The sequence below is a fragment of the Chryseobacterium sp. MMS23-Vi53 genome (assembly GCF_047651245.1).
Classification (GTDB): Bacteria; Bacteroidota; Bacteroidia; order Flavobacteriales; family Weeksellaceae; genus Chryseobacterium.
Window position 1 is genome coordinate 1,062,220 of sequence record NZ_CP180265.1, and the last position, 20,637, is coordinate 1,082,856.

General features: G+C 35.5%; 13 protein-coding genes. 2 read left to right on the forward strand and 11 right to left on the reverse strand.

The window, feature by feature from the left end:
- Positions 1 to 3: 3 nt before the first annotated feature.
- From uxuA to ACKX2A_RS04805, 11 genes are all read right to left on the reverse strand, one after another.
- Positions 4 to 1,173, reverse strand: coding sequence for a mannonate dehydratase (gene uxuA / locus ACKX2A_RS04755; RefSeq protein WP_415327908.1), 1,170 nt, complete (start codon positions 1,171 to 1,173; stop codon positions 4 to 6).
- Between the two features lie 85 nt (positions 1,174 to 1,258).
- The gene (locus ACKX2A_RS04760; RefSeq protein WP_415327910.1) at positions 1,259 to 3,214 is read right to left on the reverse strand and encodes a RagB/SusD family nutrient uptake outer membrane protein; all 1,956 of its coding nucleotides are present in this window, start codon (positions 3,212 to 3,214) and stop codon (positions 1,259 to 1,261) included.
- 12 nt (positions 3,215 to 3,226) lie between these two features.
- Positions 3,227 to 6,136 carry a SusC/RagA family TonB-linked outer membrane protein gene (locus tag ACKX2A_RS04765; RefSeq protein ID WP_415327911.1) on the reverse strand — a complete coding sequence of 970 codons (2,910 nt, stop codon included), beginning with the start codon at positions 6,134 to 6,136 and terminating at the stop codon, positions 3,227 to 3,229.
- Positions 6,137 to 6,231: 95 nt separating this feature from the next.
- On the reverse strand, positions 6,232 to 7,560 hold the full coding sequence (xylA, locus tag ACKX2A_RS04770) for a xylose isomerase (protein WP_415327912.1): 1,329 nt from the start codon (positions 7,558 to 7,560) through the stop codon (positions 6,232 to 6,234).
- 111 nt (positions 7,561 to 7,671) lie between these two features.
- On the reverse strand, positions 7,672 to 9,156 hold the full coding sequence (locus ACKX2A_RS04775) for a xylulokinase (protein WP_415327914.1): 1,485 nt from the start codon (positions 9,154 to 9,156) through the stop codon (positions 7,672 to 7,674).
- A 16-nt stretch (positions 9,157 to 9,172) separates the two neighbouring features.
- Positions 9,173 to 9,889, reverse strand: a complete 717-nt coding sequence (locus tag ACKX2A_RS04780) for an NUDIX hydrolase (RefSeq protein WP_415327916.1) — start codon at positions 9,887 to 9,889, stop codon at positions 9,173 to 9,175.
- A gap of 754 nt (positions 9,890 to 10,643) precedes the next feature.
- The gene (locus tag ACKX2A_RS04785) at positions 10,644 to 11,162 is read right to left on the reverse strand and encodes a DUF2911 domain-containing protein (RefSeq protein WP_415327918.1); all 519 of its coding nucleotides are present in this window, start codon (positions 11,160 to 11,162) and stop codon (positions 10,644 to 10,646) included.
- 37 nt (positions 11,163 to 11,199) lie between these two features.
- The gene (locus ACKX2A_RS04790; protein ID WP_415327919.1) at positions 11,200 to 12,888 is read right to left on the reverse strand and encodes a sodium:solute symporter; all 1,689 of its coding nucleotides are present in this window, start codon (positions 12,886 to 12,888) and stop codon (positions 11,200 to 11,202) included.
- A 100-nt stretch (positions 12,889 to 12,988) separates the two neighbouring features.
- The gene (locus ACKX2A_RS04795; RefSeq protein ID WP_415327920.1) at positions 12,989 to 15,484 is read right to left on the reverse strand and encodes a PIG-L family deacetylase; all 2,496 of its coding nucleotides are present in this window, start codon (positions 15,482 to 15,484) and stop codon (positions 12,989 to 12,991) included.
- 269 nt (positions 15,485 to 15,753) lie between these two features.
- Positions 15,754 to 17,379 carry a DUF6119 family protein gene (locus ACKX2A_RS04800; protein WP_415327922.1) on the reverse strand — a complete coding sequence of 542 codons (1,626 nt, stop codon included), beginning with the start codon at positions 17,377 to 17,379 and terminating at the stop codon, positions 15,754 to 15,756.
- A gap of 217 nt (positions 17,380 to 17,596) precedes the next feature.
- Positions 17,597 to 18,268: a hypothetical protein gene (locus tag ACKX2A_RS04805; RefSeq protein WP_415327924.1), complete on the reverse strand. Its 672-nt coding sequence runs from the start codon at positions 18,266 to 18,268 to the stop codon at positions 17,597 to 17,599.
- Between the two features lie 196 nt (positions 18,269 to 18,464).
- On the opposite strand from ACKX2A_RS04805, the gene ACKX2A_RS04810 reads away from it, so the two are divergent.
- Together ACKX2A_RS04810 and ACKX2A_RS04815 are read left to right on the forward strand one after the other, a co-directional pair.
- A complete protein-coding gene (locus ACKX2A_RS04810) occupies positions 18,465 to 19,973 on the forward strand; it encodes a serine hydrolase (RefSeq protein ID WP_415327926.1) in 1,509 nt (502 codons plus the stop codon).
- A gap of 118 nt (positions 19,974 to 20,091) precedes the next feature.
- Positions 20,092 to 20,634, forward strand: a complete 543-nt coding sequence (locus ACKX2A_RS04815) for a hypothetical protein (protein WP_415327928.1) — start codon at positions 20,092 to 20,094, stop codon at positions 20,632 to 20,634.
- Positions 20,635 to 20,637 lie beyond the last annotated feature (3 nt).

Sequence of the window (20,637 nt, forward strand, 5' to 3'; positions counted from 1 at the left end):
TCCTTATCTTGATTCAGAATTGACAGCTGCCATTACTCCTTCAATCTGTCCCAAAGCCAGCATTCTTCCCAGAAAAGAATAGCCTGGATTGTAGCCTTTATAGATATCTTCTGACAACAATCTTCCATGGTCGATTCGCATTGGCAGGTCCGGATTTTCTTTTTCAAATACACGGATTACGTCGATTAATTTCCCTCTTCCGCCTAAATGATGGGCTTCGATAAAATCTCCGTTTTCAAAAACATTGGTGCTTCTTAAATGAACAAACTTTGTTCTGTGAGCAAATTTTTGAGCTAGTTTCGGAACATCATTCTGAAGATTGGCACTAAGAGAACCTGCGCAGAAAGTCAATCCGTTATGAGGATTATCCACAGCATTCAGGAACCAATCGATATCTTCTTCGTTGGTTACAATTCTCGGTAAACCTAATAAAGCGAAAGGCGGATCATCGGGATGCACACACATTTGAATATTCCATTCTTCGCACACAGGCATTATTTTTTCGAGAAAATATTTCAGATTTTCCCGAAGTTGGTTTTTATCAATTCCATCATATAAAGCCAATAAATTATTGAACTTTTCTACAGGATTTAAATCGCCTTCTTTAATATTTCCGTTAACGAATCCCTGTGTTTTTACAATAACAGAATCTATCAGATCATTGTTGTCTTTTTCAGTGAGTGTATTTTTTAATTCTTCCACTTTTTGCAGAATCTCAGAACTATAATCATTTTCAGCACCCTCTCTTTTTAAAATATGAATTTCAAAATACGCAAATCTTGCTTTATCAAAATAAAGTGACGAAGATCCGTCTTCCCATTCGTGAAAAAGATCTGTTCTTGCCCAATCCAATACCGGCATAAAGTTGTAACAAACCGTAGTTACGCCTGCTTTTCCTAAGTTTTCGAGACTTTTGATATAATTTTCTATCAAAAAATCACGGTCTTCTCCTCCGTATTTGATTGCTTCGCTTACGGGAAGACTTTCCACGACAGACCAGCGAAGACCGTGATTTTCTATATAATTTTTATAATCATTAATAGCCTCTAAGCTCCAGATTTCTCCGTTTGGAACATTATGAAGCGCAGAAACAATTCCTTCCACACCAATCTGTCGAAGTGTCTGTAATTTAATTTTATCGTTCTTCCCAAACCAACGCCATGTTTTTTCCATAATCTTTTAAAATTTAATTAAAAACAAGGCAGATTTTTAGGATCTGCCCTGCCAACTATATATGAAATGTGAAATTAACTAATTTCTAATAACCAGGATTCTGATATTTTGCTTTAATATCTGCAGAAACTTCCATTGCATCAAGCTGTCCCTGAGGAATTGGTCTCAGATAATGGAAAGGTTTTATCGTTCTGGTTATCGTTTGAGGTGTATGATCTCCATAAGAAGCCCCTCCAATCTGATAAGTTGCAGCATATTGTTCCCATTTCTGAGTACGAACAAGATCGTACCATCTGTAGAATTCTCCATAATATTCACGAGATCTTTCTGCAAGGATATAATCGATTGTAATGGTAGCAGGAGTTGCAGCAATCATGGCAGCACTGTTATCTGCTACATAAGTTACATTCTGAGCGTTGTTAAATTTCCATTTTCCTGCACGGGCACGGATAACATTTAGAAGATCCCTTGCCGACATAGATCCTGAAGCTCCTTTTACCGCCGCTTCCGCTGCAATGAAATAGAATTCTGAGAATTTTGCCACACTGAAAGGACGTGTAAGACCTGCATTCGGATATCCTAAACCGTTCGGATCATCGGTACGATAAGTTCCTATTTTCCATAAGCCAGGATAAACGATTCGGCTGATCCCGTTTGGTGCTACTACCCAGTCTGCTCTTCCCGGCAATGTTCCGGCTCCTACTCCATTGTCGCCAGCTCCTGTAGGATATGCCGGAAGTTGTGAATCATCATTTAAGAAACTTAAAATAGCGCCTCCAGGCGATACCGGTAAATTATTAGCATTATATAGAACAGGAACTGTTGTAAGCCCTGTTCCGTTTTTGTTCCAGTTTCCTCTGTAAGTCGTTACAAATGTTCCGTCGTAACGTGAGTCATTGGTTTTATCTGCAAAAGTATTTCTAATAACACCAATTGTAGGACACATACGAACCCAAGGACGGCCTAAAGACTGCGCCGCCTCACGCTGTACGGAACTTACGATATCTGTAGAAGCCCATGATGTTGTCTTGCTGCTTTTAATTGCAGTGTAATTCCAAGTCTGCATCCACGCGGCAAAATTATCAGGTGCCCAACCCGAACCAAATCCTACAGGATCGCTTTCGTTATAATAAGTACTGGATGCTGTATGATCCGCATATAACATGCTTTCAGTATTTCTGTCGTTTGACCCTACATTTACATCATAAAAAGTAGGTTGTAAGCTGTATGGAGCCGGAGTTGTAATACCTGCCATAGCAATATCATAGGCTTGCTGGAAATACCACTGTGCATTGTGACCATCCGGATCTGTTCTTGCTACTTCAGGATAGGTAGGAATACCGTTTGGATTCTGTAGCCACCATCCGTAAGTTAAATAAGCTTTAGCCAAGAATAATCTCGCTACATTTTTCGTAACCCCGCCGGTAACTCTAGGAGAAGACGGAAGGTTATCTATTGCTTTTTTAAAATCCGGAAAAATAGCTTTTGTATATACCTCAGGAACCGTATTTCTAATAGATGTTGTAGATGGTGAAGTATTAAACGTAAGTTCTCCCATACCAAGATCCAGCGGTACTCCGCCATAAGTCTGAACCAGCATAAAATAATCAAATCCTCTGAAAAATCTGGCTTCGGAGATCATGCTTTCTGCAAATCCGAATCCCGGTCCTTTTTCGATAATCCCGTTGGCTGTATTGATATAAGGAAAAACGGATGACCAGATCATACTTGTAGGGAAAGTGCTTGAATTGATGTTCCCCTGTCCAGACATATCCAATTCTTTAAAATTACCGTCTGCACTTTGCGCCCAGGTAGATTCGTCGGTTCCGTTCTGGCAGTTGCTCATAAAATATCCGTTGCCGTAAAGCATACGTAACTGTCTGTATAAAGATGTAAAACTCTGATTAATCCCGTCCGGAGTACTGAAATAATCAACAGTGTAGACAGATCTTGGCTGTTCGTCAAGAATCTCATTACATCCTGTAAATGTTAATGATAAAAAGATTGCTCCCAATATCATTTTTTTGTTAAAATTTATCATGACTGTACAGTTTTAAAAAGTTAAGTTAAGTCCCATTAAATAATTTCTTGTTGAAGGATTATTAGTTCCTATAATCAGCTGACGTGCTTGATATCCACTAACCGCCTGATTTTGATCTCCCGTAGAGTTCGGCTCCGGATCCATCCCTGAGAATTTGTGATAAGGTGAGAATAATACAACAGGGTTTGTAACTGTAACGTAAATTCTGAAGCTCGTAATTTTCAAATCTTTTAATACATCTTTATCAACGTTATATCCTAAAGTAATCGTTCTAAGTTTAAGATAAGAAGCATCAAACATGGCTAAGGTAGAAGAATATTTGGGATTATCACCACTTAAGTGACGGCCAGGACGCGGAAAATAAGCATCGGTGTTGTTTTCTGTCCAATAATCTACATCCACGTTGTTTCCTCTACCGGTTAATCTGTTCAGATAACTTGCAGATCCATACAGTGAACTGATAAGAATACCTCCTTTCTGGAATGCTCCTACCGTACTCAAATCAAAGTTTTTATATGCAAAACGCAGGTTGAAGCCTCCCTGGAATTTCGGAGCAGTATCAAAAATCTGTCTATCGTCGGCATTAATTGCTCTTACCGGTGTTCCATCAGCATTGTAACCTCCTGTGTAAAGAACTTTTATAGATCCTACTACATCTGCAGCACTTCCCGGCTCGAGAATATTCTGGTAAGGATCTCCTGCCTGCCATAGACCGATGTACTGATAATCATATAAAGAATTGATATTGTGTCCTACAAACCAAAGGTTGTTGATATCTTTATCGATTCCAGATGCAAGTGATAGAATTTTGTTTTTATTGGTATAAAGGTTTACGCCCGCATCTATTGAAAAACCTTCCGGATTATCCAGAATTGTTCCGTTTAATGTAAATTCCCAACCTTTATTTTCTGTTTCAGCAACATTTTTAGTTACGAATTGAAGAGCAGACGAAGATGGAAGAGTTTTATTGGATAAAAGATCATATGTATGTGTCTTATAGTACTCTACACTACCTGTAATACGATTTTTGAACAATGCGAAATCCACCCCATAGTTTTGTGTTTTAGAATATTCCCATCCAAGTTGAGGATTAGGAGCCTGATTTACGTAAACCCCTGTACTGTTTGTACTTCCAAAATTATATGGTGTAACGGTAAGTGATCCTAATGTAGAATAAGGCGCTACTGCCTGGTTGGAAGTCTGCCCCCAACCTGCTCTTAATTTAAACAAGTTCAGAGCTTTTACATTCTTCATGAAAGACTCATTGGTTACATTCCATCCTAATGATAATGCCGGATAGGTATGCCATTTGTTTCCAGGAGCCAATCTTGAAGAACCATCTGCACGAAGAGTTGCTGTCAACATATATTTGTTATCGTATGTATACATTACTCTTCCCATCGCTGAAAGCAAACCTGTTTGCTCATATCTCTGATCGTTTGGATTTACTGTAATATCAGCTTGAGGAGACTGTCCTAGATTATAATATTGGAAAAAATCTGCAGGAACATTCTTTGCGCTCATATATGAACTTGTAAATCTGTTACCTTCCGCAGAATACAATCCTACGGCGTTCACTTTATGCTTACCGAACGTACGGTCATAAGTAAGGAGATTTTCCAATACCCAGTGATAAGTCTGGTTGTTTCCTCTACCTGCGTTGGAAGGTCCCTGTGCGTTGGTATTGAATACTCCAACTCCTGTATAATTTCCATTATTTGCCGTACGATAATCTAAACCAACATTCAATCTGTATTTTAATCCGTTTAAAGGAAGATTAACTTCACCATAGAGATTATTATAAGATGCGAAAGATTTAGTTTCATCTATGTATTTATCTCCTAAACCTTCTAAAGTTTTGCGTGTATAAATCCATGTCTGATCAATACCTCCTGCAGTAACCATTACTCTTTTAAAGCTTCCGTCGGCATTGTATGGATTAGCAATTGGAGAATACCCCAAAACAGCTCCTGGGTTTACACCGTTCCCTTCAGATTTAGAGTAATTGGTATTGGTCGTAAAACCAAATTTAAAAAGTTTACCAACTTGCTGATCGATTGCCATTCTTAAAGCAAATCTTTCATAATTCTGAAGTGGAATTAATGCATCCTGCTTAAAATAAGACAAACCTACACTGTAATTTCCCCCTTCTGTTCCACCGGAAACTCCAAGGTCATGGCTGGTAATCATTGCGGGTTTGTAGTATAAGCTTTGCCAGTCTGTATTGGTAGTAGGAGATTCATCACCGTTGGTTGCGTAAAGAGGTGATGTGGTTGGCTGTGTACTTGTAGGTGCCGGTGTAGCGTATGCACGAAGCTGTGCAAACTTAGGACCGTCCATCATGGGATATTTGGAAAATAAGGTCTGTACCCCTGTAAACGTATTGTAAGTAACTCTGGGTTTTTGCCCCTTAGATCCTCTGTTTGTTGTAACAAGAATTACCCCGTTTGCTCCTCTGGATCCATAGATTGCAGTAGCTGAAGCATCTTTTAAGATATCTAAACTTTTAATATCACTAGAACTGATGTCTGCTAATGATCCTACGAAAGGAATACCATCCAAAACGATCAAAGGGTTGTTATCTCCAGTTAAAGATCTTGTTCCTCTAATACGGATCTGCATTGTAGCGCCGGGTTTTGTTGAAGTCTGAGCAATATCCACGCCCGCAGTTCTCCCTTGTAATGCCTGAGTAATGTTTGCCGATGGTACCTCACGAAGAACATCACCTTTTACGGTGGCAACAGACCCTGTTACGGCTTCTTTTCTTTGTGTACCATATCCGATAACCACAACTTCTTCTATTTTTTTCTCTTTGGTAAGAGTATCTTTTTTAGTCTGAGAGTATGCTAAGCCGGAAGGTAATAAAGCCATCGCAAAAAAGAGTGCGGCTTTATTAGTTTTAGCTAAATAAGATCGGTTCATAATTATTATGTTTTAATATTAGGGTTGAATAAAAAGGCTATTAATAATTATAGTTTTGAATAATCCTTAGTGTTTAGCAGCCTTTTTACGTTTATTTAGATATACATGTTCACAATAGCTTCAAACAACTCCTGCTTTCCGCTTTTTGGCTGTGGTTCCCCAATTTCATGTGCAATTCTCTGAAGATCCTCCAAAGTAAGCGTTCCTTCTTCAAAAGCCTTTCCGTTTCCGTTGTCGAACGAAGCGTAACGGTCTGTTCTCAGTTTTTTATAATCTGAATTTTCAAGAATATCTGCCGCGGCTAAAAGTCCCTTAGCAAAAACATCCATCCCTGAAATATGAGAGATGAATAAATCTTCCGCATCAATAGAATTTCTTCTAATCTTCGCATCGAAATTTACACCCCCATTTCCTAAACCTCCTGCCGGAAGAAGCACCAACCAAGCTTGAACCATGTCATAATAATCTATCGGGAACTGATCTGTATCCCATCCATTTTGGTAATCTCCCCTGTTAGCATCGATACTTCCTAAAAGTCCTGCATCTACTGCAGCCTGAAGCTCGTGCTCGAATGTGTGACCCGCTAACGTTGCATGGTTCACTTCAATATTTAATTTAAAATCTTTGTCTAATCCGTAATGTCTTAAAAAACCAATTACTGTTTCAGAATCGTAGTCGTACTGGTGTTTTGTAGGTTCCATCGGTTTTGGTTCAATAAGGAAAGTTCCCTTAAAACCTTGCTGACGAGCATAATCTCTCGACATTGAAAGGAAACGCGCCAAATGATCTTTCTCACGCTTCATGTCTGTGTTTAAAAGACTCATATAACCTTCTCTACCACCCCAGAATACATAGTTTTCGCCACCTAAAGCTATCGTTGCATCAATAGAATTTTTAACCTGAGTCCCTGCACAAGCTACAACATCAAAATTCGGATTTGTAGAAGCTCCGTTCATGTATCTCTCATGAGTAAAAACATTTGCTGTTCCCCATAAAAGCTTAATTCCTGTTTCCTGTTGCTTTTGTTTTGCATATTCTACTACCGTCTGAAGATTTTTTTCGTAATCTTTCCAGTTGCTGGCAGGATCAACCAAATCAATATCGTGGAAACAATAGTAGTTGAAGCCCATTTTAGACATAAATTCAAAACCGGCATCCATTTTATGCATTGCTCTTGTTACAGCATCATTTCCGATGTCCCAAGGATGGTGAATGGTAGGTCCACCGAATGGATCGCTTCCGTTTGCACATAATGTATGCCACCAAGCCATCGCAAAACGAGTCCAGTCTTTCATTGGTTTTCCCATGACGATTCTTTCCGCGTCATAATATCTGAAAGCTAATGGATTTCTGCTTTCTTTTCCTTCAAATTTAATTTTGTCGATACCTGTAAAAAACTCCTTTGTACCTGTTAAAGTGTTCATATATTTTTGTTTTAATTTTTAGTTAAATTTTAAAATTTGGCATAAGAAATTCCTGCTCACTGATCTGGAAAAGGTCAATAAGTACAATGGAAAACTCCGTTGCTGTTAGGATTATATTATTTCATTAAGATGCTGCTTCCATCTTGAATAGGCTTCTAAGTATTGTTCTCGTTTTTCTAATTGTGGTTCTATAACGGCAATTCTTTCAAGTGAAGCGAAAGCCTCTTTAGAATCTGCATAAAACCCGATTCCCATTCCTGCCGCTCTTGCCGCACCTACCGCTCCGTCTGTATCGTAAAGCTCAATGACAGCATTACTCACTCCGGCCAGTGATTTCCTGAAAATTGAACTTAAGAACATATTGGCATTCCCTGCACGGATTACCTGGATATCCATCCCAATATTCCTCATGATATCCATTCCGTACTCGTATGAGAACACAATTCCTTCTTGTGCCGCACGCAGGATATCTCCTTTTGTATGTATATTGAAATTAATTCCGTGAATGGAACAGTTGGTTTCTTTATTTTCTAATACCCTTTCCGCTCCATTTCCAAAAGGAATGATGCTTAAACCCTTGGCTCCAACCGGTGAAAGTGATGCCAAGTCATTCATGTCCCCGTAAGAAGATAGGGAGGTTGCAAAGTTGTGCTTTAACCAAGAATTTAAAATTCCTGTTCCATTGATGCAAAGCAAAACTCCAAGTCTTGTAAGCTCTTCGGTATAATTAACGTGAGCAAAAGTATTTACTCTTGATAATTTATCGTAATCTAATTTATCTAAAACTCCATAAACAACGCCCGAAGTACCTGCTGTAGATGCAATTTCTCCCGGATTGAAAACATTTAATGATAAAGCGTTATTCGGCTGATCTCCCGCTCTATAGGAAATTGGTGTTCCTTCTTTTAAACCCAATTCCTGAGCTGCAGTTGCTGAAACTGTTGCCTGAATCCCAAAAGTCGGGATAATTTCAGGGAAAAAGCTTTTAGGAATTCCATAGTAATTGATGACATCTTCTGAAATACAATTGTTTTTAAAATCCCAGAAAATTCCTTCAGATAAGCCCTCAATCGTTATTCCTATTTCTCCGGAAAGTCTCATTGCGATGTAATCTCCCGGAAGCATAATTTTATCAATTTTTTCAAAAATTTCCGGTTCGTTTTCTTTAACCCAGGCTAATTTCGAAGCTGTAAAATTTCCCGGTGAATTCAGTAAATGTGATAAACATTTTTCTTCCCCAATTTCTTTGAAAGCCTTTTCACCATAAGGAACAGCACGGCTGTCGCACCAGATGATGGATGGTCTTAATAAGTTCTGATCTTTATCCACCAAAATCAAACCATGCATTTGCCACGTAATACCGATTCCCTTGATGTCTTCAGGATGGATTCCGGATTCGTGCATTACCGCTTCATGAGCAAGCTTCAGGTTTGTCCACCAGTCGACAGGGTTCTGCTCTGCCCAACCAGGGTGGATCGCAGTGATTTTCATCTCTTTTTTAGGAGAAAATTCAGAGGCGATCACTTTTCCGCTGGATGCCTCAATGAGACAAACTTTCACAGAAGAACTGCCGATATCATAGCCTAGTAAGTACATATAGTTTTAAAAAGTATTATTTTATTAATTTAGTATTGTTTTTCTTATAAATTTTGGCATCAAACTTATAATATCTTGCTGCACGGTGTGACACATTTTTTTCAATCTCCTCCAAAGGAATAATGTAATTGAATGAGGAAATTTTTTTATGAAAATTTTTAATATCAATCCGTTTTTCGCTCAATGCACTGTATAACTGATAGAGCTGTCTGATGGTAAATTTCTTTGGAAGAAGCTCAAAAATGATAGAAAAATCAAGCTCTATCCATTTTCTTACCTCTACTAAAGACTCATTAATAATCTTATTATGATCAAACGGCAGAGAAGGAACCTCATCAATTGGAAACCAATCTACTGTACTATACTTTGTGCTGTTAATCTTATGATCAATTTTACACAGAGAAAGGTAGGCAACAGTGATAATCCTTTCGATGTGCTGCTTATACTCTATTCCCATCCATTTGATGTCATTTTCATCATTTGCTCTCATAGGGTCTGCAAAACATTTGAATTGTTTCAGAACCATTTTTTTAATCCCAGTAAGCTCATGCAATACTCTTTCTGCAGCGTCATCCACATCTTCATCACTAAAAATAAGACTTCCGGGAAGCTTTATCTGTCTTTCTTCATCAAGGTGTCTTTCTACTAATAAAATATTTAATCTGTTTTCATGGTCAAAACCAAAAACCACACAATCAACAGAAACATATGTATGTATAAAATTAGGACTCATGTAAGCGTTAACATTTATGTAACATGACAAATATAAAAATTCAATCGAATAAAAAAAATAAATTTCATACTAACACCTAAATATCAACAATTTACATATCGATTTTATATGAAAACATTCACATACAAAATATGATAAGGTTATCATTAAATTTATACTTAATAATATCATAAAATATCATTTAACAAGTATTTATAATGAAAATAATAATTGAAAAATATTTTATTTTTTTATAAAAATATTATGATAAGAATTACAAAAAAAAAGTTATAAAAAAAATACAAACAAGTGTAAAAAAAACACTTTTAAATAAAAAAACGTTAAAAAATATTATTTTTTTTTACCGTTTTTACATGTAAGCTATCATAAAATTATAAATAATAGGATTTCAATGCATAATTGATATAAAATTCTTCTCCTTAAAATACGGTCTAAAACATCAATTTGCAGAGGTAATTTAAAATCAGAAACTAAAATAAATAAGGACTAAGAATTACTATCTTTATACTATAAAATATCACTTTTGCGATAAAATTTAAAACATTTTAATTCCATAAACATTTATAGAAAATTTCTTAATAAAAAGAACTTACTAATTCCTACGCAATTTCAATCAAATCATTTGTCAGAGTCCAATATTATTATCATCATGCTTATTACTACGAGCCTTTTTTTATCATTCTGGAACGGATGGGCTCTCACAACTATTTAAAAAAATCCCGGATTAACCGGGATTTAATTCTTATTTATAAATTTATTTTATCTCTACAGGTACTGAGATTTTATCCCAATCCATTGTAAATCCATTACTGTTTATTTTATAAACTAAAGCTTCCTGTGTTGCTGGTAAAGCCTTTGTTTTTACATCAACACGTAAAGCATCTTTAGCTTGTTCGTATTTATAAGCTCCCCATTGTTTTGGCTCTTTATTAAAAATCGCAGTCCATGTTCCACTTTGTTTAGGAATTAGGAAAAAGCTGTATTTACCTGCAGGAAGTTTTTTCCCCTGAACGGTAATGTCTTTATCTGTTTCGAAAGTAGTTGCTTCATTGGCACCTGCACGCCAAACTTTATCATAAGCTTCTAAACCACCCCAGATTGTACGTCCTTTCACAGAAGGACTGCTATAGGCAATTGTAATGTTTGCATCTTTAATTTTTCCTGTAGCGGTAGCCGGTGGACTCGCAGGTTTTTTAGCTTCTTGAGCAAATGCGTTTACAGAAATCGTCATTGCAGCAACAAGGACGGTAGCAGATTTAAGGATTGCTTTCATAATATTTTATTTGTTTGTTTTTATTATTGTTCGTTTACTAATTTACGGCTTTCGGCTTATAAAACAGCAATCCAATCGCAGAAAATATAATGACTGCCTCTGCCCCAATCACATTAAGCCACAGGAAAGAAACAATGTCAAACTGATAAACGGCAATCACCGCAATTTCAGATAAAATGGCAGCAATAAACACATTCGCGCCGTCGATTTTTTTATAGTAAAATGCGACCAAAAAAATCCCCAATATCGGACCGTAGAAAAGAGAACCCAACACATTCACCGCTTCAATAAGAGAACCCATTTGAGTCGCAAACATCGCTACACCAATGGAAAAAATCCCCCAAGCTAAAGTATGTAACCGACTATACCTTAATTCGGTTTTCTCATCAGGAATTTCTTTGCTGAATATCAAATGAACATCTTTTAATGAACAAGCCGCCAAGGAATTCAACGCTGCGGAAATGGAACCCCAACTCGCCAGAAAAATAACAGCAAACAATAAACCGATCATTCCTACAGGCAAAGTGTTTTTCACGAAATACAGAAAAATGTAATTGGTATCTGTTTTCTCAGCATTAAAATTTGAATGATTGATTGCTTCCTCTACCCTTTTGTGAAGCTCTTTTACCTGAGCCTGTGTATTTTTAAAATCCTGAATTGTTTTTGTAAGTTGAGGAGATTGAGTTTCTTTCAACTTTAAAATTTCTTTCGATTCTGCATTAAATTTTATTTGTAAATCCTGATGCTCTTTTTCAAAAACCGCAGCCTGTTCAGGTTGTTTTTCTTTTAAATTCTGATAAGATCTTTCATTAAAATAAATCGGAGCTGGCTTCAAAGAAAAGAAGGCAAAAAGCAAAGCTCCAATCAGAAGAATCGCGAACTGCATCGGGATTTTAACCAATCCATTCAACAGCAAACCCATTTTAGCATTGGTATTGTCTTTCGCAGTAATATACCTCCCAACCTGGCTCTGGTCTGTTCCGAAATAGGAAAGTGCCAGAAAGAAACCTCCAATTAATCCGCTCCAGATATTGTATTTATCTTTCCAGTCGAATTCTGTGGTGATGACATTGAGCTTTCCTGATTTTCCTGCCAAATACAGCGCATCATTAAAACCAATTCCATTTGGCATATTTTCAATAAGTAAATACCCCGCAAAAGCCATTGTTCCCAGAATAATCAGAAACTGCAATTTTTGAGTGTGAGCGATTGCTTTCGCGCCGCCGACATAGGTATAAATCAACAGAATACCACCCGTTAAAACATTGGTTAAATAAATATTCCAGTTTAAAACACTTGACAAGATGATACTCGGAGCGTAAATACTGATTCCTGTCGATAAACCCCTTGAAAAAAGAAAAAGAAGTGAAGTCAATACCCTTGTTTTTTTATCGAAACGGTTTTCTAAATATTCGTAAGCAGTATAAACATTCAACCTTTGAAAAATCGGGATAAACGTAATACAGATCACAATCATTGCCAAAGGCAGACCAAAGTAATATTGAACGAATCGCATTCCGTCTGTATAGGCTTGTCCCGGTGCGGAAAGAAAAGTAATCGCACTTGCCTGAGTCGCCATAATACCGATCAACACAATGTACCAAGGCATTTTGTTGTCTGCTTTCAGGTAAGATTCGTTGCTTTTTTGTCCACGACCGATGAATACGCCGTAAACTACCACTGCAACCAGTGTAAAAATAAGAACTGCCCAATCTATTGTACTCATGCCCAGAATTTAGTAAACCAATAATAAAATACGATCTGAGCTACTAATGCACATCCTAAAAGCAGATACCAAATATTCCAATTTTTAAGTTGCTTGTTCATTAGTTTTTTTGTGCAGATAAGAAGTTTAAAAATAATCGTGCCGCACCCACATTTCCCGCAGGTAACTGTCTGAAAAATGCCAACGGAGTATAAATAAAATTACCCTTTCCGTATTTTGCATACAAAGTTGATCCCTGTAGAGGTTCTTCTCCTGTGTCGTGCATTTCAAAAAGCGGTTCATACACGGCATCCCATTTGTCTGGGAAATAGGCGCCACGCTCCTGTACCCAACCTTTAAAATCATCCGCAGTAATTTTGTTTGGATAGTTCAGTAATTTATGATTGGGATTTAAAAATTTAACCTCAGCATTTTCTTCGGTAACACGCTTATTAGCAATTGTAAAATTGTACATTCCCAATTGTTCAACCGTTGTATCTTGATTGGTGTTATATTGCATCACCAAATTACCTCCAACTTTTACATAAGACCATAAAAAAGGCATCCAGCGCCCAAGCTTTTTCTCTGTATTATTGGCACGAACTCCAAGAACGATCGCATCATATTGTGAAAGTTTATTTTGACTTCCGCCAGATTCATCTAAATTGCCATAAAAATCTTCGTCTTTTAAAACATCTACCTGAATACCTGCAATTTTTAGAAACTCAGGAATGAAATCACCAGCTCCTTGTATGTAACCAACTTTTTTAACCTTAGACTGAATATCGCCTTTCATTACAGATACAGTAGCAGGCGAAAAATATTGTAAGGAAGGCAAATGAGGATATTGAATTAGTACCTGTTTTTTGTTATACGTGATTCCATCTGCAACAAAATTAGCATCCAATTGCAACTGATTTGATTTTATTGAAGCAAGTTGGGTTTTTGGAATAATATAATCAACGGTAAAATCTTTTCCATTAATTGATTTTAAATCACCACCGCCTAATCGATCTCCATTATATAACAAGTTTACTTTTCCATTATTAAACTGTTTATTTGAATTTACCTTAAAATTTAAACTTAAATGTAAATCTTCATTTTCTTTGACTAAATAAAGTGGCTGTGTAAATTTCAGTTCCAATGCAGGAACGATTCGCAAAGCTTCAACCACATCACCACGCACCGGATCTAATTTCTTGAACGATAAAGGAAGTTTAACCTGAAACTTCTCCGAACCAATTTTTAAATCAAGCAAAACATTCAGTGGTGATTCTGCCTCGGGTAATCCGACTAAAGTATCATTCGGAACAGAGAAAGTAGCTGCGTTCACAGCTGGTTTTGCCAACCAGTAAGGTTCTGTAAGCGCGGCATCTGCAGGAATCTGAATATCATGCTGAATGGTAATTAAAGAATCTTTTGATAATTTTCTGTTAAAGTTTTCTGACTGACTTAACCATTTTACATTTTCTAAAACGACAGGATTTGCAGCTCTTGAAATTAAATTTAATCTGAAATTATAATTATCACCAGCAACAGCTTCAGCCTGATTAGTTACAACTTCGCCCATAAATCCGGCACAGCTTAAAATAATATGGTCAAGTGATTTAATTTTATCCTTTTTTAAATCTGAATCTTTTAGAGCCAAAACTTTTTTTCGCAAATCTAGCAAAGCAGGTAAGCTAAGATCAGGATTACTGAAATTGAAAGCGGAAATAATTTTATCTAAAGATTGGTCAATGTCAGAATTTCCTTCTTTTGTCCATGTCTTATTGATTCCATCAAAAAGCGTTGATTTTGCAGGCTCTCCGGCAACATGGGAAAAATATTCAGTTTTTATACCGGCTACAGACTGAGTTCCTGCACCCTGACTTTTATGTAAACTTCTGCTTAATCCCGCCAATTCACCATAACCCATTCCCAATTGCGCATCATATTGTCCAACCGTAACTTTCAATTGATTTTCAGCGGTCGCATTATTGTTCCCAAATCGGAAAGTATTCCACATGATGCGTTTTGGTTGCCATACATCCACATATTTCAGTTGATCTGGAAACGCAGTTTTGTCGCCTGCCAACATAAAAGCTTTCTCTGCAACCACCGCCGAAGCCGCATGTTGTCCGTGACCTGCCGCAGCAGTTGGAGGAAAACGACAAATGATAACATCCGGACGGAATTGACGGATGACCCAAACGACATCTGCTGTAATATTGTCTGCATTCCACTGTTTAAAAGTATCGGTTGTATTTTTAGAGAATCCGAAATCAATCGCACGGGTGAAAAATTGTTGTGCGCCGTCTAACTTTCTCGCTTCTAAAAGCTCATGTGTTCTGATTAATCCTAACGCAGCGCCTTGTTCTGTGCCTAATAAATTCTGACCACCATCACCTCTGGTTAAAGATAAATAGCCCGTTTCTACATTTTGATCGTTGATTAACCAAGAGAGCAATCCTGTATTTTCATCATCGGGATGAGCCGCAAGATATAAAACTTTAGGTAAGTGTTTAAGCGTTTTGAGTTCGCGGTAAATTTCAGATGACTTTGAAGGCCGAATTTGTTGCGCCGAAAAAACCGTATACAATCCAAGGATGAATACAGTGCTTACTTTTTTGAACATATGAATTTGCTTTGTTGCGTGGCAAATATAAGTAAATCGGTTTTATTTCGATCTTAAAAGAAATCAGTTATGTTTTTCTAATTGTATTCCGCGTAAGATTGATATAATTGAACATACAAAATGTTGCTACTGCTCCAAAAGTATGCCATAAAAGTGTACTTCAACTATCTCTATTTTTTTCAAAATAAGTTTTTGGTATAAATTAACATAACAACTATTTAGAATTATCTATATTCAATTTATTTATTAAAATTACATAATAAGTTAACTTAATACATATCTCGAACCCAGGTCAAGTTCACATTAAATTGCATAGCTTGTAAAGTTCTAATTTTATCTTCCAAAACCATTTTCGAAAAAAATGTTAATCTATCTTGTGACTTATCATTAAGGATAAGATAGTGAACTGTAACATTATCAGGCTGAGGAGAAAGATGATTTTCAACATCAGGTATGTGTACATTGACTGCATCTGCATATTTACTCGTAAATTCTGCATATGATTTAGCTGATACAAAACCCTGATTAAATAAATGACTCAATGCCGAAGCACCATAATTATACTTTACATGAAAAAAACTATTTTGATGGAGGACATCGCAAACTTCAAATCTATCTTCGTAAAGATTAATTTGTTTAGCTGTTTCATCAAACAAATAACCATGAATGTGATTTGATAAATGTGTATTAAAGATATTTTCTTTATTAATCTTTTGATTTGGATTTTGAGCAACAGCTTGTTCAATCTCTTCTTTTATATTTTCTTTAATATGATCAGGTATAACAAAATCAGTATCAATTATTCCATTAATTGCACGATTTACACGATCATATTTATCTTTAGAAACTTCGAACCACTCACCACCAGATAAGATATAATTTGTATTGTTTTCCTCAATTTCTCCATACAAGCATTCCAGAATGGACCATTCTTTAATTATATCATCATCTTCATTTAGAAAACAAATCTTTTCTTCAGCGAGGATTTCAAAAGTTGGCTGAGGATTCTTGTCAAGATAGGAAGATAAGGATAATTCATCGTATAACTCATCTCCTATTCTAATGTCTGCAACAAGACTAAAATCATAGTCTATTTCCGGCTCAAATAAGAAGAATGTATCTGTTGATGTAATTAATTTGTTAGGCAACAGTAAATTCAAAACTTCCGCTTCTGTACTATTAAGAGGATAAATCCCTTTAAATAGTTTTTTAATATCATCATGGGAAACAGAATTATAGATATCTAAAAGCCTGCTTAATTTTGGTTGGAGATATTGAAAACAAGGTATTTCAGCTTCATTAAAAAGAAATTGAACATTTAATGAACTATACTTTCCAATCATTCTTGAAAAATCTTCTGATGTAGAACTAATTACCGCTAATTCTTTTAGAGCTTCATTATCTTCCATTGAAAGGAAAAGTTGATTATTCGATATGTCGGCTCCATATTGACGTTGCTTATTAACAGGATTTGTTTCATTTACTCGACTGTAGGCACTTTTTATCGTTGCTGTTATATCATTATTTAATAATTTATTAGCAGTATAAATCCCAAATGTCTTCTCTATTACATATTTAATTATATTGAAACGTCCCAATGTTCCAAAATTAATTGCAAAAATTCTATTTTGTACTTCAATAAATAAAGTTACACCCGAGCTTTGATTAGATGGAAAATCACTAGTAAAATCTCCAATAATTTTATTTTTCAAATTCTCAACCCACTTAGGTTCGTTGTAGCTACCTAACTTTTTATAAAGGATAGCATTCAGATTTCCTTTATTGAAGTTGATTTCATTGTCGTGCGTGTAATTTTCAATAAATGTCTCAGGAGCTGTAATATTTAAATTACTTTTTAAAAGAACCACATTTAATTTTATTTTCTTTTTAGCCATCTTATTACTGATTTAATTGATTATAAATTATGATTCTACAAATTAAAATCTTTATGAATAAGATTAATATTGTAAATTAAAAATTATAATACAAATATCATAATATAAAGTAAATTAATTTTACGGTTTTCCGTAAGTAAAAAAGTAAAATAAAGTTAGAGATAAAAATCTCTATCAAAAACTTAAGACTTTACCTAGCAAAGAAATTAAAAATCAGTTATGTTTTTCTAATTGTATTCCGCGTAAGATTGATATAATTGAACATACAAAATGTTGCTACTGCTCCAAAAGTATGCCATAGAAAGTGTGTCCCGAAGCCTAACCACTCCCATTTATCCGCAATGCGAAAAGTTAATGCAAAAACAAATGACAACAAAGCAAAACCTACCCATTTACCGGCTTTCCATTGGGTATAAATCAAATAACGTAATACCGAGAAAAGCACGAACGACGCCATGATTGCATAATTTACGTTGATAAAAAGAGAAGTATTATCTATCAAAATCCAATTTCTCAAAGCGAACATCAACAGTAAATACACGAAAACCATTACAACAGCCAAGTACCATCTAGTGCTTTTAGCTATAAAATAAAATCCGGCAGACAAACAAAGCAACATAATGGGCAGCCAATCCATCATGATAAATACCGGCCATTGTCTGAATGAATGATAGATAGTTCCCCCAATGGCTCCAATATATAATAAAACCAAACAGTATGTTATAAAGGGATATTCTTTAAAATTACCTTTAATTTTAATGGTCCAAAAAATGGCTAATGCTAAAAAAAGCACAGCAGTTATTGCATTTAACGGCTCAGGAAAAAACTGAGTCATATCCGTTTCTTTATATAACATGCCCCCGTCCGGAGGTAATTGATTTATTGGCATCCTATTTAATAAATTACTTCTAAATATAGAAAAAAATAATTTGAAAACTTAACTACGAACTCAATTAGCTTAAAAACAAATGCTGTTTCATTTTGAATATTTCATTATGTCATTAACTGATCCTGTGATAAAAAAATAAAATGTAATAATATTCTTCCTTAAATTGTTTATTAAATACCAAATCAATTATTTACAAATGAAAAAACTAAACCTCATCTTACTACTTTATTTATCATTGAATACATTCGCACAAAGCGTAAATGATAAAATAAAAACCTTTGAAAACGACCTGAACTATTGGGACAAATCTAAAAAGAAATCAACATTAAAAGATAGAATGGCTTTCTACAACGCCAATGCAGTAAGTATTGCCGTCATTAAAGATTATAAAATTGAATGGGTAAAAGCCTACGGTTTTGCAGATGTTTCTGAAAAAAGACCAGCCACTACCAAAACACTTTTTCAGGCAGCTTCTATCAGTAAATCTATCAATAGCCTTGGGATTTTAAAATTGGTTCAGGAAGGAAAATTAAATCTCGATAATGACATCAATAACTATTTGAAAACCTGGAAATTCCCTTACGATGATGTTTCAAAAGGACAGAAGATTTCTATTGCTAATTTGTTATCTCACAAAGCAGGATTGTCTGTACATGGTTTTGGAGGATATGAAAAAGGAAAAGAACTGCCTACGATTAATCAAATCCTTGATGGAATAAAACCGGCTAATTCTCCTGCGGTGCGGTCTGTTTTTGAGCCCAACCTTAAATTCCAATATTCAGGCGGGGGAACGACAATTACCCAATTAATCCTTGAAAACACGACCGGAGAAAAGTATGAAGACTATATGCTGAATAATGTTCTAATTCCTTTGCAAATGAACGAAAGTTCTTTTAATCAACCTCCATCAAAAGACAAAGAAAATTTGCTTGCAACCGCTTATATTAATGGTAATGAGGTAAAAGGCAAATACCATATTTATCCTGAAAAAGCGGCAGCAGGTTTGTGGACAAATCCTACAGATTTAGCCGGTTATATTATTGAAACGCAATTATCATTATTAGGAAAATCAAATAAAATTTTGACCAAAGAAATGTCTGTAAAAAGAATTGAAAATAATTTGGGTGTATTTTTAAATGATTTCAAAGGCACAAAATACTTCAGCCACAGTGGGGGAAATGAAGGTTTTGTCTGCTACTATATTGGAAGTATTGAAGACGGAAACGGTCTGGCTGTAATGACCAATGGTAATAATTTTAAATTAATAGATGAAATTCTTTTGAGCATTGCCAGTCTGAACCATTGGAAAAATTATCCGGTCGAGCCTCAAAAAGAATCTATTGGTTTAACCATCAGAAAAGAATGCTTGAAAAATATTGATAAAGGAATTGCTTTGTATAGAGATCTTAAAAAGAATAAACCAAATAATTACAATTTTTCCAACGAAAACGAATTGAATGAACTGGGTTATCAGTTTTTAAGAGATCATCAATTGGATGCAGCTCTTAAAATTTTCAGTTTAAATGTTAGTGAATTTCCAACATCGGGAAACGTTTACGACAGTCGTGGGGAAGCTTATTTTAATAAAAAAGAATATTCCTTGTCAAAAAGCGATTATCAGAAATCATTGGAACTTGATCCCACCAATCAGAATGCAAAAGAAATGATTTTGAAGATTGATCAAATACTATCCACCAAAAATTAATTAAATTAAAAATAGGTCTTTATATAGCACTAAAAGCTTTACTTGAATATGAGTAGCGTTTTTTCATGATGTAATTTTTTTTACACCGAAAATTTATTTAACATTGCAAAAAAAATCCATGAAAAACTCAAAACTAATTTTGACGGCTGTCTTAATGATATTCTCAGCCATTAACATCAATGCACAAAAAAAGAAATCTGCTCCGGCGAAAGGTCCGATAGAAATGCCTAAAAACACAGAAACTCAGGTGATGTCGGGAGAGGAACAATTTAAAAATAGTCTTTACAAGCTGGATGATTTTGTTACTTTTAAATATGATGAAAACTATAAAAAGGCAGACGTATACATTACCGAAAACGGCAAAGAAAAGCTAATGTACAAAGCAAAATTAGACGACACTGGTGTCGATACAAAACTGAAGGCAAGAATTTACAACTGCAAAGTGTACAGCTCAGATGGTAAGACCCTTTTATTTACCTACGAAAGAGAAACGGCTGTGAGCAGCTTGATTAAAATGATTTACAATTCTCCGGAAAAAAAGTTTACAATTCTTGATTTCTCCAAAGTATATGCACATAATGAATATACGATGGGCAAAGATGGAACTTTTGAGAAATTTCCTATTTATTTGTATTACTCAACATTTAATGCTCCGAAATAATCA

What these genes read in the sequence shown, in the direction of transcription:
- xylA (WP_415327912.1), bottom strand. Translation starts at nt 7,560, where the DNA reads ATGAACACTTTAACAGGTACAAAGGAGTTTTTTACAGGTATCGACAAA.
- ACKX2A_RS04785 (WP_415327918.1), bottom strand. Translation starts at nt 11,162, where the DNA reads ATGAAAGCAATCCTTAAATCTGCTACCGTCCTTGTTGCTGCAATGACG.
- ACKX2A_RS04815 (WP_415327928.1), top strand. Translation starts at nt 20,092, where the DNA reads ATGAAAAACTCAAAACTAATTTTGACGGCTGTCTTAATGATATTCTCA.
- ACKX2A_RS04780 (WP_415327916.1), bottom strand. Translation starts at nt 9,889, where the DNA reads ATGAGTCCTAATTTTATACATACATATGTTTCTGTTGATTGTGTGGTT.
- ACKX2A_RS04775 (WP_415327914.1), bottom strand. Translation starts at nt 9,156, where the DNA reads ATGTACTTACTAGGCTATGATATCGGCAGTTCTTCTGTGAAAGTTTGT.
- ACKX2A_RS04765 (WP_415327911.1), bottom strand. Translation starts at nt 6,136, where the DNA reads ATGAACCGATCTTATTTAGCTAAAACTAATAAAGCCGCACTCTTTTTT.
- ACKX2A_RS04805 (WP_415327924.1), bottom strand. Translation starts at nt 18,268, where the DNA reads ATGCCAATAAATCAATTACCTCCGGACGGGGGCATGTTATATAAAGAA.
- ACKX2A_RS04800 (WP_415327922.1), bottom strand. Translation starts at nt 17,379, where the DNA reads ATGGCTAAAAAGAAAATAAAATTAAATGTGGTTCTTTTAAAAAGTAAT.
- ACKX2A_RS04795 (WP_415327920.1), bottom strand. Translation starts at nt 15,484, where the DNA reads ATGTTCAAAAAAGTAAGCACTGTATTCATCCTTGGATTGTATACGGTT.
- ACKX2A_RS04790 (WP_415327919.1), bottom strand. Translation starts at nt 12,888, where the DNA reads ATGAGTACAATAGATTGGGCAGTTCTTATTTTTACACTGGTTGCAGTG.
- uxuA (WP_415327908.1), bottom strand. Translation starts at nt 1,173, where the DNA reads ATGGAAAAAACATGGCGTTGGTTTGGGAAGAACGATAAAATTAAATTA.
- ACKX2A_RS04760 (WP_415327910.1), bottom strand. Translation starts at nt 3,214, where the DNA reads ATGATAAATTTTAACAAAAAAATGATATTGGGAGCAATCTTTTTATCA.
- ACKX2A_RS04810 (WP_415327926.1), top strand. Translation starts at nt 18,465, where the DNA reads ATGAAAAAACTAAACCTCATCTTACTACTTTATTTATCATTGAATACA.